The sequence below is a fragment of the Thalassobius sp. Cn5-15 genome, assembly GCF_022347685.1.
Taxonomy (GTDB): domain Bacteria; phylum Pseudomonadota; class Alphaproteobacteria; order Rhodobacterales; family Rhodobacteraceae; genus Thalassobius.
This window is the reverse complement of the sequence record NZ_JAKRGF010000005.1, coordinates 170,405-185,333: the sequence shown is the minus strand read 5'-3', so window position 1 is coordinate 185,333 and position 14,929 is coordinate 170,405. Positions and strand designations below refer to the sequence as shown.

The window sequence follows — 14,929 nt, the reverse complement described above, 5'->3', positions numbered from 1 at the left end:
ACAATATATGTTGGGCTGCAGTCTAATTCCGAAAGCTGCCCCAAGTGGATGCCTCGTTTCCGTGATTACGTCGTTTAGTCACGTTCCAGAGCCGCCCCCCTCACTCAAACACCACCCGCAATGCGCTTTTGTCGCTGGGCAGCACGCCGAAGGTGTGACCGCTGGCGTTTTCAAAGCTGACGTAGCTTTTGCTGCCATAATACCCCAGAAACCGCATTTGGGCGGCAGCGTCTTCCAGATCATCGGCTGAGATGTAGAGGCGCAGCTGCTCGCCCTCTCCCCTCTCCAACCATGCGCGGGCTGCACCGTCGGTGGCATAGGGGAAGGCGTGTCCGGTCTCTACAACGTAGTGGTCAGCCACATCCTGTGTGGTGCCAAAAATCAGGTCTACGGGATGCGGCGCTTCAGCCCCCCAGACCAGATCGACATTCAGCATCTCCTCCAACAAGGCGCGCGCTTTGGCGGCGTCTGCTGCCTCTGGCGCGGCAAGGGCGGCGTTGAAACCACTGGCGGCAAAGGCATTGTCCAATGTCGGGCTCAATTCCTGCGTTGCGGGCCAGCGGGCCAGATCAAAGGCGGGATCAACATGGACCGACAAAGCGGGCGCGTTCAGTGTCAGGTCATACTGTTGCTCTGCCTTGGTCAGGCGCAGGCTGTGGTGTTCCGGGCCGTCGCTGGTTTCCACCAATACCGGCACCAACAGATCATAAGGCGCTGCGTCTGCATCTTGCGCCAACGTCAATGTAAGTTGATCTGCACCTGTTGGGGCAGCGGCCAGAAGTTGCAGCCGGGGCAGGCCCGCGCGGTTGATCCATTGCGCAAAAAACTGTGACAAGTCCCGTTCGCTCACCTGTTCAAACGCCTGTTGCAGGTCCGCCCATCCGGCCTCCCGTCCGTTGTTGCTGCGGTAGAACTGGCGCAGGCCGTCATAGAACTGGGTGTGGCCCAATTCTGACCGCAGCATGTGGAACACCATCGCGGCCTTGCCGTACCCTTCGCCCTGTTCCCCACGGTCATGACTGGCGGAAATGAAAGACGCCAACGGCTTCATCTGATCCGCCTCAATCAGCGCCAGTTTGCGCAGCCAGTCCATGCGCATTTGTTGTCCTGCCAGTGCGCCGTCATCTTCAGCCAAACCATAGTCGGCCATAAAGGTAGTCAGCCCCTCGGACCAGTTACCGCTGGCATAATCCACCCGTACCGCATTGCCCCACCAGTTGTGCAGCACCTCATGGGCCAACGAGCGACCAGTCATATAGGAGCGGGGCAGGATGCTTTGCCCAATGTAGGTCGCCCCCGCAAAGCCAAGGCCCACGGGGATAGGCGCAGAAACAACCGAAAACTCGGAATAGGGAAAATCACCGATCTCGGCGCTGAAACGGTCGATGTAGCGGGCAGAAGCCTCGAGGTATTGCGCCGACAACGCGTGATCCTCGGGTTGCAGGTAGGTGCGCAGAGCCACAAGGGCATGGTCCCCCTGCCCCACCTCGTAGCTGCCGACAAAAATACCCAGATCCGAAGACGGCCCTTCGAAGGCAAAGCGCACCTCACGTTGATCGCCGGTGACACGGTCGTGCAGAATATGGCCGGTCACCGCGACCCGGTCGCTGGCGGGTACGGTGACGGTGATGTCGTGCTGGTGGATCTGGTCAGCGTCAGCGGCGTCTGCGTCAGAGGCCTTTGGCAACCAGCCACCACCGGTCAGGTAGCTGGCGGTTTCAGACCAGCCGTTGATGCGGGTTGGGGATTGCAGTTCCGGCACCAGACCGGAAAATCCGGCACCCTCAGCTGCTAACCACTCAACGGTTGGTACGCCCGGGGAATCGCTTTCCACCATGATCGCACGGCTCGCTGTGTCCAGCGTGATATGCGCTGTCAACGTTTCAGCATGGGCGTGCGGGATCAGGGCAGAAGTCAGGGACAGCACAACGATCAAGGACAGGGTACGCATCATCAGGGGCCTTTTATCTATACTATGCGAGGCGCCCTAAGGCGCCTCACCTTTGTTTCATTCAGCCGATCAGAAGGTCAGCGTGCTACCAACCCAGAGGGTACGACCAGCAACCCAAGGACTGCTGTCAGACGAGGTGCCCGACCGGCGCTTGTCAAACAGGTTGTCAACCTTCACATCCAGCATCAGATCCTTACCGTTCTGCAATTCCAGCACGCGGAACGAGGCGTTGAGGTTGATCAGAACCAACTCGTCGAAATCGTGATCAACATATTTGGAGAACAGCTGGTTGGTGGCCGCATCACGCTCGACACCATCGAACACAACACCGTCATAAGCTGCGGTCAGATCCGCCGCGACGCCCAGCGACATGCCGCCGTCAAACCATTGCGAACGCAGTTCGACCAATGCCTTCAGAGGCTGGTCCAGATTACCCTGTACCTCATCCCATTCCGATCGCTCATAATCGCGACCGTTATACCGCACGGGGTTGTCGCCAAAACCGGGGCCTGAGAAGTAGGTACCGCCTACGCGCGAACTGTCAGACCATGTCAGCGAGGTGTAAAGACCAACGCCATCAAGGTTCAGAGAGTTCTGAGGCGTCCAGGTTTTCTGATATTCCAAGGTGACCGAGTCAAACTCGCTGGAGCCACCGTTGGTCAGGACCGGATTGCTAGAGGAGCCTTCGTTGTCAAACAGATCCTTGCCGTCACGGTGCAGCGCACGCAGACGCCAGAACCCACCTGTGAAATCATCCTGATAGGCCACAGCCAGCGACAGTTCGTCATTGTAGGGCGTATCCAGACCGCTGTCGGAATAGCGCGTGGTAGACGCAGTTGCATTGCCGAAGGTCGAGGTCGGATCACCAAAGGTTCGCAACGCAGAAGCAGAGCCGGGAATCGCGTCCTGAACCGCATAGGCCAGATAGTTGTCGTCATAATAACGGTTGGCCCCCACGGTGATCGACAGATCATCAGTGGCCTGCCAACTGGCGGTCAGACGCGGCGCGATGTCGGTGTTTTCCAGCACGTCGTTGTAGTCCGCACGCAGACCACCACGCAGGTAAACGCTTCCAAAGGTCTGATCTGCCTCGACAAATGTACTCAGCTGACTTGCGACGACGTCAGCGTCATAAGCTTCCTGCGAGGTACTGATGAAGAAGTACTGCTCTGGCACACAGCTGGGATCACCAGCGGTACACGTGCCTGCCCCGAAGGTCAGCGGCGCCGTGTAGAGGGTGTAGCCAGTGCCACGACGGTTCACGTCATAGCTTTCCGCCGCAATACCCGCTTTGAAAACACCATTGCCCAGGTCACCGGTCAGCTTGGCACTAAGGCCAATGCGGTCATCCTCAAAATGACGATCACCCACACCGCCGATGAAACAGTTCTGGAAGCCGCCACCGGCAACCGGATCACAGCCATCAATATTGGCCGACAGATCGTTGCCGCCAAAGTCCATACCCCACCAAGAGAACATGGTGTTCTGACCCGAAACGTTGGCCACCTCGTTGCGTTGGAACGACAGGCCCAGATCCAGTTTGGTGTTGGTCAGGAACGCCAGATCGTCCAGATCACGTTCATAGGTAAATTCACCCAGCAGCGCTTTGTTTTCAATGTCCAGACGGGTGTTTGCCGTGTTGGGCAGATCCCATTGCTGTTCATAGTTGGTGTAGTTCAGCGCGCCGGTCAGACGATCGCCATTGTCCGTCTCATGCGTGACGGCAAAGCGGTAGAAATCGCTCTGGCTTTCGGAATCGACGGTCGCACCACCGTATTGCTGCAGACGTTGTTTTTCCGCCGTCGCGCGCTGGGTGGTGTAGCCAAACAGCAGCGCTGTATTTTCAGACACTGGCATCGAATAATCGATGGCGAAGTTCTGTTTGGTCCACTTCGGCTTGTTGCGGTTTTGCGGATTTTCGCCATCCTCGGTGCCGAGGGAGTATTTGGTAAAATCCTCGTTCTGGAAAGAATAGCTGACCGAACCGCCAGCCTCATCCAGATCGGGTTTGCGCAATTTGTAGTTTACCGCGCCGCCAAGAAAGCCACCAAATTCCGCCGAAACGTTAGAATCCAGCACCTCAACCTCATCCACCAGAGTGGAGGGGATATATTGGGTCTGCGAATGCGCGCCATACAGACCGCTGACGGTGGGCACGTTGGACACATCGTCCGGCTCCAACGTACCCGTCGGATGCACAATCGAGTTTACGCCAACACCGTCAACCATGATGTTGTTTTCATTGATCCGTGCGCCCGAAATGGAGAACTCAGTCGGTTGCAGGTCCAGAATGTCGTTTGCGTCTTCGCCGATGTCATCTGCGGGTCGGCCGTCTTCGTTTACATCGGAACGTGCGTGCACATTGGGCAGGCCGACAAGGGCGCTGTTTGCGTCCACACCACTGCCGCGCAGACGCAGGGCGCCGTCGCCCAGCGTGGTCTGACCAGAATTGGCAGGATTGTCCTGATCCAGCGTGGTGCCGGTTGCATCGATATCGGTCAGCACGTCCGCTTCGGATGCTTTGGCATCTTCAGCTGGAACACCGACAACGATATCATCTAGATCTGTGGTCTCTTGCGCGTACGCAAAAGTCGAAAGGAGGGGCGCCGCCACGAGGATAGTGCTCGTGAACAGGATCGCCCGAACGGAAGTGTGCCGCATTTCTGGCCAAGCCTTCGGTCTAATGATGTTGGGATGTTGGCTGCGACTCATCTCTCGTGGTGAGCGTCTGTAGCTAATCGCGTCATGTCAGAGTGCGAAGTGCAGCGCAATCCAGCATTTTCCGCAAACCTGCGTTGCATTTCCGGTACTTGACAGCTTTCTGGCTTTCACGCACACGGTGCCCTCGCCCGCACATGCCGCCCCGCGCACGGCACGCCAGCCTTTCTATCCATCGCAGATGACCGGGTCACGGGATCCGCGCGTAAGGGCCGTTTGCCCTGTGCCGCACGCCCGCACCGCAGCCGTCTGACCCAGCGGTTGAGCTTGTACAGACAGGGACGTCCAGAGCATTGCGGTTATTTGAATTCCTCCTGTTCATCGCCCTTTCTATCTTGCTCAATCTGGCGATCTTTTGGACCGCTGCCGACACTGGACCAGAGGCATCGGGCAGCACCGGGCGCGCCACCATCACGCTGGCCGCCGCATCTCCCAGCGCGCAAGCGCTGGTCGAGATATGGAGTGCACCGCCAACAGTGGCACCACCCCCTGAAGCGCCCGATGTGACAGAAGCAACCGCCCCATTGGCCCTGACGCTGCCCCCCAGCGCGCACGACCAAGCGCTGAAGCTGTTCACACCAGAACGTGCGGATATGGCCCCGCCGGAGGAACCCGCAGATCAGCCGATGGTGGATCCCCAAGTCTCTCCACCGCCCCTTGCCCCGAAACCTGAACAGAAACAGGAAAAGAAACAGCCAAAGGCCCAGAAACCCCGCCCCGCCAGCGCAGCGCAGCCCAAAACCGCCGCCTCCAACGGTCGCCAGCAACAGCAAGCGAAAGGCAATGCCAAAGGCAAAAACGCGGGGAAGAGTGGCAAGCAGGTCGCAGCCGCCAACGACGCAGGCCACAAAGCCAGTGCCCAAAAGGTCTGGGGCGCGCAGATCCGTGCCATGATCGAACGTAACAAACGCTACCCTTCCAGCGCCAAAGGTCAGACCGGCCGTGTGCGGGTGCGGATCACAGTCGCGGCCAATGGCCGTCTGAAAGGCGCATCTGTCGTGCGATCTTCAGGGGTGCGTCCCTTGGACCGCGCCGCCCTAAAGGCTATACGTCAGACGAAACGCTACCCCAAAGCGCCCGCAGGTCTTGGCGCAAGCAGCCATAGTTTCAACCTGACCATCAGCTTTGCACAGCGTTGAACAGCAGCGCTCAAAACGTGAATGTCACATCCCTTCGCGGGAAAATGACTGGCACGCAGCGGAAAGTGCATGTAGTGAAGCGCAGATCTAGCCGGGGCTGTGCTGACAGTATATTGCGCATTGCCAAGGCAACAGGCTTACACCCCGGTAAGCGCAGAACATTGACCTGAATGGTGGCCTGCAGCAGGCCCTTCAGGTCACAAGAAATGAAAAGGGACTGAAGGTGCGCGATAAGCAGACTTTTTCCACTCCGATCCCGACCCAATGGGTTGGCCCGCTCTTGCTGAAAGGCAATGTGGTCGAGGGAGAGATCAGCGTGCCACTGGCCACCTTTGAAACGCCGCTCTGGCCCTCGACCGATCGCGGTGCTGGCGTGTCGCGCTACAGTGGCGGCATTCAGGTCACGATGGTCGATGAACGCATGACCCGGTCGATCGCCGTACGCGCGCCTTCGGCAGCCGCCGCCTATGCCGCATGGCAGCGCATCGAGGCGCAGTTTGATAAGGTCGGCGAAATCATCGCCACCACCAGCCGTTTTGCCCGTCTGGTCAAACTGAACCGCCAGATCGCGGGCAACCTGCTGTTTGTGCGCGTTGAATGCGCCACTGGCGATGCGTCTGGCCACAATATGGTGACCAAGGCGGCGGAGGCCGTTCTGGAATGGATTTTGACCGACCAACCAGAGCTGAGCTATTCTTCCATCTCCGGCAACCTGTGCATCGACAAAAAGGCATCCGCTGTGAACGGTCTGTTGGGACGCGGCAAATACATGATCGCCGAGGTGGAGATACCGCGCAAAATCCTGCGCCGGATGCTGCGCACCGATGCAGAGAAGATGGTTCTGCTGAACCACGAAAAGAACTACGTGGGCAGCAATCTGGCAGGATCACTGCGCAGCGCAAACGCGCATTTCGCCAATATGCTACTGGCCTTCTATCTGGCGACGGGTCAGGACGCGGCCAACATCATTGAGGGATCCCAAGGCACCGTGACCTGCGAAAAACGCGGCGAAGATCTGTATTTCGCCTGCACCCTGCCAAACCTGATCATGGGATCTGTCGGCGCGGGCAAAGGCAACAGTGCGGTCGAGGACAATCTGGAACGTATGGGCTGCAAGGCAGAGCGGGAACCCGGCGAAAATGCCCGCCGTCTGGCGGGGATTTGTGCCGCAACCGTGCTATGTGGGGAGTTGTCGCTCTTGGCGGCACAGACCAACCCGGGTGAACTCGTGCGCACACATATGGAAATGGAACGGTGAGCCAAGACAAAGTGGATCGCAGCGTCGCCGGACGCAAACTGGAACACATCCGTGCCATCCATGCCGACCCTGAGGTCGAGCGGGGCGCCAGCGGTTTCGACCGCGTCGCCCTGACCCATCGCGCCCTGCCTGAACTGGATATGGATGCGATCGACACCCATTGTGACTTCCTTGGCAAGGGCTTGCGCTTTCCCCTGTTGATTTCGTCGATGACCGGTGGCGCAGGCGATGAATGCCTTGAACTGAACCGCAATCTGGCCATCGCCGCACAGGAAACCGGCGTAGCGATGGCGGTAGGATCGCAACGGGTGATGTTCACAAACACAGAGGCCCGGGCCAGCTTTGATCTACGCGCATTTGCCCCTGACGTGCCCCTGTTGGCAAATGTCGGCGCGGTACAATTGAACAAAGGCTTCACACTGGATCATTGCCGCGCGGCGGTGGAGGTTCTGGCAGCAGATGCGCTTTACCTGCACCTTAATCCGCTACAAGAGGCGGTGCAGCCCGAAGGCGACCGTGATTTTTCCGGCCTCGCCGCGAAAATCGCTGACGTCGCGCAGCACCTTGATGTGCCGGTGATCCTGAAAGAGGTGGGATCAGGCCTGAGTCAGACGGACGTGAACCTGGGCCTTGCCTCAGGCATCTGTCACTTTGACGTCGCGGGCCGCGGCGGCACCTCCTGGAGCCGCATTGAATACCACCGCCGGTCAGATGACGATGACGATTTGGGGCTGGTGTTTCAGGACTGGGGCCTGACCACGGTCGACAGCCTGATCGCAGCGCAGGAAATATTGTCGCAGTGCGAAACGAAAACCACCCTGATTGCCAGCGGCGGCATTCGCAATGGTGTAGACATGGCCAAAGCTGTGATTCTCGGCGCGGATCTCTGCGGGGTGGCAGCCCCGTTTCTGGCGGCAGCGCAGGTTTCCAGCGACGCGGTAGTTAGTAAAATAAGGAAGTTTCAAAAAGAGTTTACCACTGCGATGTTCCTTTTGGGCGCAGCAGATGTGCACACTCTTCAGGGAAACACCTCTCTCATTCGGTAGAAGACGGACACATGATCAAAACTGGCATCGAGGCGCTGAGCTTTTACACGCCTCACCGATACTTGAAACTGGCGACATTGGCCGAACGTCAGGGCATCGACCCTGAGAAGTTTTCCCGTGGCATCGGGCAGGACAAGATCGCCCTGCCCGGCCATGACGAAGATATCGTTACCATGGCCGCCGAAGCGGCCCGCCCGCTGATTGATCGCTATGGTGCAGACGGTATCGACACCGTTCTGTTTGCCACCGAAACCGGCATCGACCAATCCAAGGCCGCTGGCATCTATGTGCATCAACTGCTGGGCCTGTCGCCCAACTGCCGCAATGTGGAACTGAAACAAGCCTGCTATTCGGCAACCCCTGCTCTGCAACTGGCCTGCAGCTATGTCGCCCGTCGCCCTGACCGCAAGGTACTGGTCATCGCCTCTGACGTGGCACGTTATGACCGCGACAGTTCGGGCGAGGCAACGCAGGGTGCGGGGGCCGTGGCCATGCTGATCAGTGCGGAGCCCAAGGTGCTGGAAATCGGCGCGATCTCGGGCCTCTTCTGCGAAGACATCATGGACTTCTGGCGTCCCAACCATCGCCGCACACCGCTGTTTGACGGCAAATACTCGACCCTGCGCTATTTGAACGCGCTCGTAGAGGCATGGCGCGATTATCAGGCCAACGGCGGCAAAGCCTACGAGGACTTCTCCCGCTTCTGCTACCACCTGCCATTTTCACGCATGGGCGAAAAGGCGCACCGCCATCTGGCCAAATCCGCCAAGGCGCCGCTCGACATGGATCAGGCGCTTGCGGGGATGGAATATAACCGCGTGGTTGGGAACGCCTATACCGCGTCGATCTATCTGGCCTTAACCTCGACTCTGGAAAACAGCGCGGAGGATCTGGCGGGTAAATCCATCGGCCTGTTCTCCTACGGCTCTGGCGCCACGGGCGAGTTTTTTGATGCCACCGTGGTGCCCGGATACCGCGATCACCTGTTCACCGACCGCCACAAAGCCCTGCTGAAAGACCGCGTCGCAGTTGAGTACGACGATTATGTCTCCCTGTGGGACGCCCCTGCGGCGCAGGATGGCGCTGAACTGACCCTGCCGGATGAGGCCCAAGGCCGCTACAGATTGGCAAGCATCAATGACAACAAGCGCATCTACATCGACAAAAACGCCTGATATGGGCGGCGCGTCGGTCGCGCACTCCCCCGGTAAGCTGATCCTGTCGGGGGAGCATTCCGTATTATACGGGGCGCCTGCGCTGGCAATGGCGTTGGCCCAATATACAGAGGTGCGCTTTGTCCCCCAAGGACCGGGCGCAGGCCTGCGCACCGCGTTTGAAAACCTCTCGTCTGGCGTCAACTACCCGCTGCAACTGCTCCACAAACTGAAATCCTCGCTGGATGATCGCTTTGATCAGTTCAAACGGGGTGAGTTGAAGGTGCAGGAAATCCTCACCCACCCCGATGATCTGGCGGTCTACACGCTGGCGTCCCTGCTGCAGGATCAAGACGGCAGCACCGGCACCTCTGTTGCAGGGATCGGCGCGGTGGGGCACCTGCCGCACCCGGGTCAACTGTCCAGCCGGTCCTCTATTCCGATTGGCGCAGGACTTGGTTCCTCTGCCGCGGTGGTGGCGGCGGTCACGGTGCTGTTTGAAACCCTTCTCAACCGCCACAAGACGCTGGAAGACCGCTATGAGCGGGTCCGTTTTTGTGAGCGGTTGAAACATGGTAAAGCCGGCCCAATTGACGCTGCTGCCGTCGTGCGCGGCGGGTTGGTGCATGTGGGCGGCGCAGGGCTGAGTGTGCCAACCGTTGATCCGTCGCACGGTCTGGCGGAAGGCGACGGCTGGTACTGGGTCCTGCATGGACGGCCCGACAGTTCCACCGGCGAATGCGTGGCGCATGTGCGTGCCCATCACGGCAGCGATACTGCATTGTGGCGCGCCTTTGGCACCTGCACGGATGGCTTGGCACAGGCGCTGTCGGATGGGTCAGATGTGCGGGATCTGCTGCGCGAAAATCATAGTCTGCTGGAACACATTGGCGTGGTGCCAGAACCTGCGCAGGATTTTACCCGCGCGGTCAGCGCACTTGGCGGTGCGGCCAAGGTTTGCGGCGCCGGATCGGTTCAGGGCTCAGGCGGTGGCGCTATTCTGGTTCGCCTCAGCGACTCAGAGGCGATGGAAAGCCTGATGCAGGATCACCCCGACAAGGCATGGTCGAAACTGCGCATGGCCACCACCGGCGCCAGCGCGGGTCCTGCCCCTCAGATGAGCGCGACAATTAAAGGGCAAACTGTATGAGGCAGATCACCACCAGTGCGCCCGGATCCATCATGATCACTGGCGAGCACGCGGTTGTCTACGGCCACCGCGCCATTGTTGCCGCTGTGGACCAGCGAATTACCGTTGCCCTACGCCAGCGTATGGATCGTCGCATCTCCATCACTTCACAAATTGCCGAGCGGTTTGAAACCACGCTGGATAATCTAGCGCCGTCGCATGACTATCGCTTTGTGGTTGCCTGCATTCGCGCCCATCTGGACGCACTCGATTATGGCTTTGACCTGACGATCACATCAGAGGTAGACCCGACGCTTGGCCTCGGTTCCTCTGCCGCGGTCACAATCGCTACATTGGGCGCGCTCACTGCGCTGACATGTGCCGACACGTCGGGCATCCACCAAACGGCGGTGTCAATCATCCGGGACATTCAGGGCCGTGGGAGCGGCGCCGATCTGGCCGCCAGCCTGTCCGGCGGCATGATTAGCTACCGCGCCCCGACGGACACCACGGCAACCGAAATTGCCAAGCTACCCGCCCCGACAGAACTGGCGCTAAAGTACGCAGGTTACAAAACCCCAACCGCCGAGGTGCTGCGACTGATTGCCGAGCGGATGGCGGGCAATGAACAGGCCTTCGCCGACCTCTACGCCGCGATGGGCGCGGAGGCAGAGGCCGCAATCAACAGCGCCCAATCCAAAGACTGGACCGCCTTCGCCACCAGTCTGACACAGTATCAGCAGTTGCTGGAACAGCTGGGCGTCAGCGACGACACCCTTGATCGCATTATCGCCGAGGCACAGGCGGATACGCATGTACAGGCGGTGAAAATTTCCGGCTCTGGCCTTGGTGATTGTGTGGTCGCTATAGGCGCGGTGCCCGAAGGATTTACCAGCGCCAAACTGGCCGCAAAAGGATTGACCATCAATGAATGACGCTGCCAAACAGTTGATCCGCGATGCCATGGCCAAGGCATCTGCGTCGCAAACAGCCAGCGCCTATGCGCCCAGCAACATCGCGCTGTCGAAATACTGGGGCAAGCGGGACCGTGCACGAAACCTGCCACTGAACAGTTCACTGTCCATTTCACTGGCAGAGTGGGGATCGCACACGCAGGTCGTCCCGTCAAAGGATGGCCGGGATCGCGTCACACTTGGCGGGGAAGACCTGTCGCTCGACACGCCCTTTGCCGCCAAAGCGCTGAAGTTTGCCGACCTCTTCCGTGGGGAAGATGGCAGCGCGAAAACGCCGCTGTGGATTGAGACGAGCAACACCATCCCGACGGCCGCTGGACTGGCCTCTTCCGCGTCGGGTTTTGCCGCACTGACACAGGCGCTTTGTGGTGCTTTTGGGCTGTCAGATCACCTGTCAGAGGCACAGATGAGCCTGATTGCCCGCCTGGGCAGCGGCAGCGCCACGCGGTCGCTGTGGCATGGATTTGTGCGCTGGGACAAAGGCACGCAAGAGGATGGCAGCGACAGTTTCGCACAGCCGCTGAACCTGCAGTGGCCCGAATTTCGCATCGCGATCCTGCCTGTGGATGTGGGGCCGAAATCCCATTCCTCACGTGACGGTATGAACCATACGGTGGCAACCAGCCCGCTGTTTGCCAGCTGGCCCGATCAGGCCGAAGCAGACTGTCAGGCGATTGAGACCGCCGTGCGGGCGCAGGACTTTGACACGCTGGGCGCGCTGGCAGAGGCAAACGCGCTGGCGATGCACGCAACCATGCAGGCCGCGCGCCCTGCACTCAGCTATTTGACGACTGAAAGCTGGGCCTTACTGGATCAGCTTTGGCAGGCCCGTAAGGAAGGATTGCAGGCCTATGCCACGATGGATGCGGGTGCGAATGTGAAACTGATCTTCCTGGGTCGCAGCACCGATGACATCACTCACCTGTTTCCGCAGGCACAGGTGATCGAGCCATTCAAAACCCTTTGATCGCACTCAAAGTGCAACAAAAAAGGCGGGCCGTCTGGCCCGCCTTTTCGTGCTTATAAACCTGCGCCTTAACTGGCTTCACGCCGATTCAGAATACGAATGGCCGCAAACGTGACAACCGCGCCGGACAACAAATAGAGCGCCGCTGCCGAAAGCCCGAACATCGCCACCAGACCAAGACCCACCAAGGGCGCAAAGGCCGCGCCAAAGATCCAGCTGAGGTTCGTCGCTAGTGCGGTGCCGGAATAACGATACGCCAGTGCAAATCGCCGCGGCGCGATCGCACTGGCCTGACCATAAGCCAGACCAAAGATGGCAAAGCCGAACATCAGGAACAGGGCCGGATGGCTGTCCAACAGGCCGATCATCAGCGCCAGCGCCACGATGAGCGCGGTACTGGCACTCAACACCAGTCGACGGCTGAAGCGGTCAACCAAAATGCCAGACAAAATTACCGTAAAGATCGCCAGCGTCCCGCCCGCCATCTGGATCAGCAGGATATCGGTCACGGACCGGTCAGTGAACAGCGTGGTATACCCCAGCGGGAACACCGTCACCATATGGAACAGAGCATAGCTGGCCAGCGGCAGAAACGCCGACAGCATAATGGTGCGCCACTGCGTAGAAATCACCTCTTTCAGCGGTGCGGAGGTGACCAGTTCTTCCTCGACACCCAGATCGGCGTTCAGCAGGCGCAGACGGGCAAACAACGACACAACATTCACCGCCATCACCGCAAAGAAGGTGAAACGCCAGCCGAAGGTCAGGAACTCTTCTTCGGTCAGGAAACCAGTCAGCACATAGAACAGCGACACTGCCACCACAAACCCAATCGGCCCGCCCAGCTGCGGCACCATCGCGTAAAGCCCCTGACGGTTTGCAGGCGCCACATGTTGCAATTGCAGGGTCAGGCCATCCCATGATCCCCCCAGCCCCAGACCTTGCAGAATACGCAAGACGGCCAACAGGACCGGCGCGGCCCAGCCGATTTTCTCATATCCGGGCAGCAGGCCGATGGCGACCGTTGAGGTTCCCAACAGCATAAGCGCAAAGACCACCTTCCCCGGCTTGCCGATCCGCGCCTGCAACATGCGACTCATCGGGTTGGCCAGCGGCCGCACCAAAAACGCCAGCGCGAAGATCGCAAACGACAGCAACGTCGCCGTCAGCGGATCATACATCGGAAAAAACAGCTTCGGAAACACCAGTGCCGATGCAACAGCATAAACAAAAAAGCCAAAAAAGTCGGTCACCCGCGCCATAATGACGGTTATAACAACCTCATCCAGCGTAGCGTCATGTTGATGCGAATATTCTGCTGTGGACATGAAATTCTCCCTTAATTTCAACGGATACCCAGACTGCCCCAGGCCTCTTATGAAAGATGCCAATCCGAGTCACCATTTGTCGCATTGCAGCATGAACGAATTTGCCACACAAGTGCCTTTGCTAGGTGGTCACCAGAATCGTCCAGCTCTCCTCCCACTCCTCACATCCTGTGAAAGAAGACATGAAACGCGCTAAGATTGCGGCTTTTCTGCCGCTCATATTTGCCCTGAGCGGGTGTAATCTTGTTGTCATGTCCCCCTCTGGGGATATTGCAGAACAACAGGCAAACCTCATCATTTACTCTACGGTTTTGATGCTGATTGTGATTGTGCCGGTGATCGTGCTCACGATTTTCTTTGCCATCAAATACCGTGCCTCTAACCAAGATGCGCCCTATGAGCCGGATTGGCACCACTCGACCACGCTGGAAATCATCATCTGGTCGGTCCCGCTTGCAATCATCATCTGTCTGGCCGGTCTGACCTGGGTGGCGACGCACCGTCTGGACCCCTACAAGCCACTATCGCGGATCTCTGCCGATCAGGCGATCGATCCAGAGGTGCAGCCGCTGGTGGTGCAAGTGGCCGCGATGGATTGGAAATGGTTGTTCATCTACCCCGAACAGGGCATTGCCACAGTGAACGAACTGGCCGCAGTTGTGGACCGCCCGATCGAATTTCAGCTGACCTCGACCACGGTTATGAACTCGTTCTATGTGCCTGCACTGGCCGGCATGATCTATACCATGAATGGCATGCAAACAGAGTTGAACGCGGTGATCAACGAACCGGGCGTCTATAAAGGCTTCTCCGCAAACTACAGCGGCGCAGGGTTTTCGCAGATGCGGTTCAAGTTTCACGGCCTCAGCGAACAGGATTTCGACGCGTGGGTAGAAACCGTGCGCGCAGATCCGCAAGGGCTGGATCGTGATGAGATTGCCGTTCTGGATAATAAGAGCATTGCACACCCCGTCACCTATTACAGCGCGGTCGAGGATGGGCTTTGGGACAGGATCCTGAACCAGTGCACCTCGGACGATGATCTGTGCATGAACGACATGATGATGGTTGACGCCCTTGGCGGCGGCGGTCTGGAAGGTCTGTTTAACCGGGAACTGTTCCGCGGTCTGTGTTCCGCGGACGATCCCGAAGCACTGCTGGCGCTGCTGCGTCCAGACGTAGAGCACAGCGCCGAAGAGATTCTGGCAGCGATGACCCTGACCCCCGCCATTGTGGCAAGCGACCCCCTTCCAAACGGAAACTGA

At 58.8% G+C, this 14,929-nt stretch carries 11 protein-coding genes; 8 read left to right on the top strand and 3 right to left on the bottom strand.

What is annotated here, in order from left to right; all coding sequences use genetic code 11:
* Window positions 1–100: 100 nt before the first annotated feature.
* Together MHM86_RS12645 and MHM86_RS12640 are read right to left on the bottom strand one after the other, a co-directional pair.
* Window positions 101–1,954, bottom strand: a complete 1,854-nt coding sequence (locus MHM86_RS12645; protein ID WP_239200139.1) for a M1 family metallopeptidase — start codon at window positions 1,952–1,954, stop codon at window positions 101–103.
* Window positions 1,955–2,020: 66 nt separating this feature from the next.
* Window positions 2,021–4,612 (bottom strand): hypothetical protein, encoded by a 2,592-nt coding sequence (locus tag MHM86_RS12640; RefSeq protein ID WP_239200137.1) that lies wholly within the window; start codon window positions 4,610–4,612, stop codon window positions 2,021–2,023.
* A gap of 350 nt (window positions 4,613–4,962) precedes the next feature.
* Here MHM86_RS12640 and MHM86_RS12635 point away from each other — a divergent pair, with 350 nt between their 5' ends.
* The 7 genes from MHM86_RS12635 (at window position 4,963) to mvaD (ending at window position 12,336) form a co-directional block, all read left to right on the top strand.
* On the top strand, window positions 4,963–5,808 hold the full coding sequence (locus MHM86_RS12635) for an energy transducer TonB (protein ID WP_239200135.1): 846 nt from the start codon (window positions 4,963–4,965) through the stop codon (window positions 5,806–5,808).
* Window positions 5,809–6,031: 223 nt separating this feature from the next.
* Entirely contained in the window at window positions 6,032–7,066 is a 1,035-nt protein-coding gene (locus tag MHM86_RS12630; RefSeq protein ID WP_239200133.1) for a hydroxymethylglutaryl-CoA reductase, read from the top strand.
* Window positions 7,063–8,112 carry a type 2 isopentenyl-diphosphate Delta-isomerase gene (fni, locus tag MHM86_RS12625; protein WP_239200131.1) on the top strand — a complete coding sequence of 350 codons (1,050 nt, stop codon included), beginning with the start codon at window positions 7,063–7,065 and terminating at the stop codon, window positions 8,110–8,112. Before MHM86_RS12630 ends, fni begins: the two co-directional genes overlap by 4 nt.
* Window positions 8,113–8,123: 11 nt before the next feature.
* Window positions 8,124–9,287, top strand: coding sequence for a hydroxymethylglutaryl-CoA synthase (locus MHM86_RS12620; protein ID WP_239200129.1), 1,164 nt, complete (start codon window positions 8,124–8,126; stop codon window positions 9,285–9,287).
* The gene (locus tag MHM86_RS12615) at window positions 9,250–10,416 is read left to right on the top strand and encodes a mevalonate kinase (RefSeq protein ID WP_239200127.1); all 1,167 of its coding nucleotides are present in this window, start codon (window positions 9,250–9,252) and stop codon (window positions 10,414–10,416) included. Before MHM86_RS12620 ends, MHM86_RS12615 begins: the two co-directional genes overlap by 38 nt.
* A complete protein-coding gene (locus MHM86_RS12610; protein WP_239200125.1) occupies window positions 10,413–11,330 on the top strand; it encodes a mevalonate kinase in 918 nt (305 codons plus the stop codon). Before MHM86_RS12615 ends, MHM86_RS12610 begins: the two co-directional genes overlap by 4 nt.
* On the top strand, window positions 11,323–12,336 hold the full coding sequence (gene mvaD / locus MHM86_RS12605) for a diphosphomevalonate decarboxylase (RefSeq protein WP_239200123.1): 1,014 nt from the start codon (window positions 11,323–11,325) through the stop codon (window positions 12,334–12,336). The genes MHM86_RS12610 and mvaD overlap by 8 nt, the downstream gene beginning before the upstream one ends.
* Before the next feature lie 68 nt (window positions 12,337–12,404).
* On the opposite strand, the gene MHM86_RS12600 is transcribed toward mvaD, so the two are convergent.
* Window positions 12,405–13,664: an MFS transporter gene (locus MHM86_RS12600; protein WP_239200119.1), complete on the bottom strand. Its 1,260-nt coding sequence runs from the start codon at window positions 13,662–13,664 to the stop codon at window positions 12,405–12,407.
* Between the two features lie 182 nt (window positions 13,665–13,846).
* On the opposite strand from MHM86_RS12600, the gene cyoA reads away from it, so the two are divergent.
* Window positions 13,847–14,929, top strand: coding sequence for a ubiquinol oxidase subunit II (cyoA, locus tag MHM86_RS12595; protein ID WP_239200116.1), 1,083 nt, complete (start codon window positions 13,847–13,849; stop codon window positions 14,927–14,929).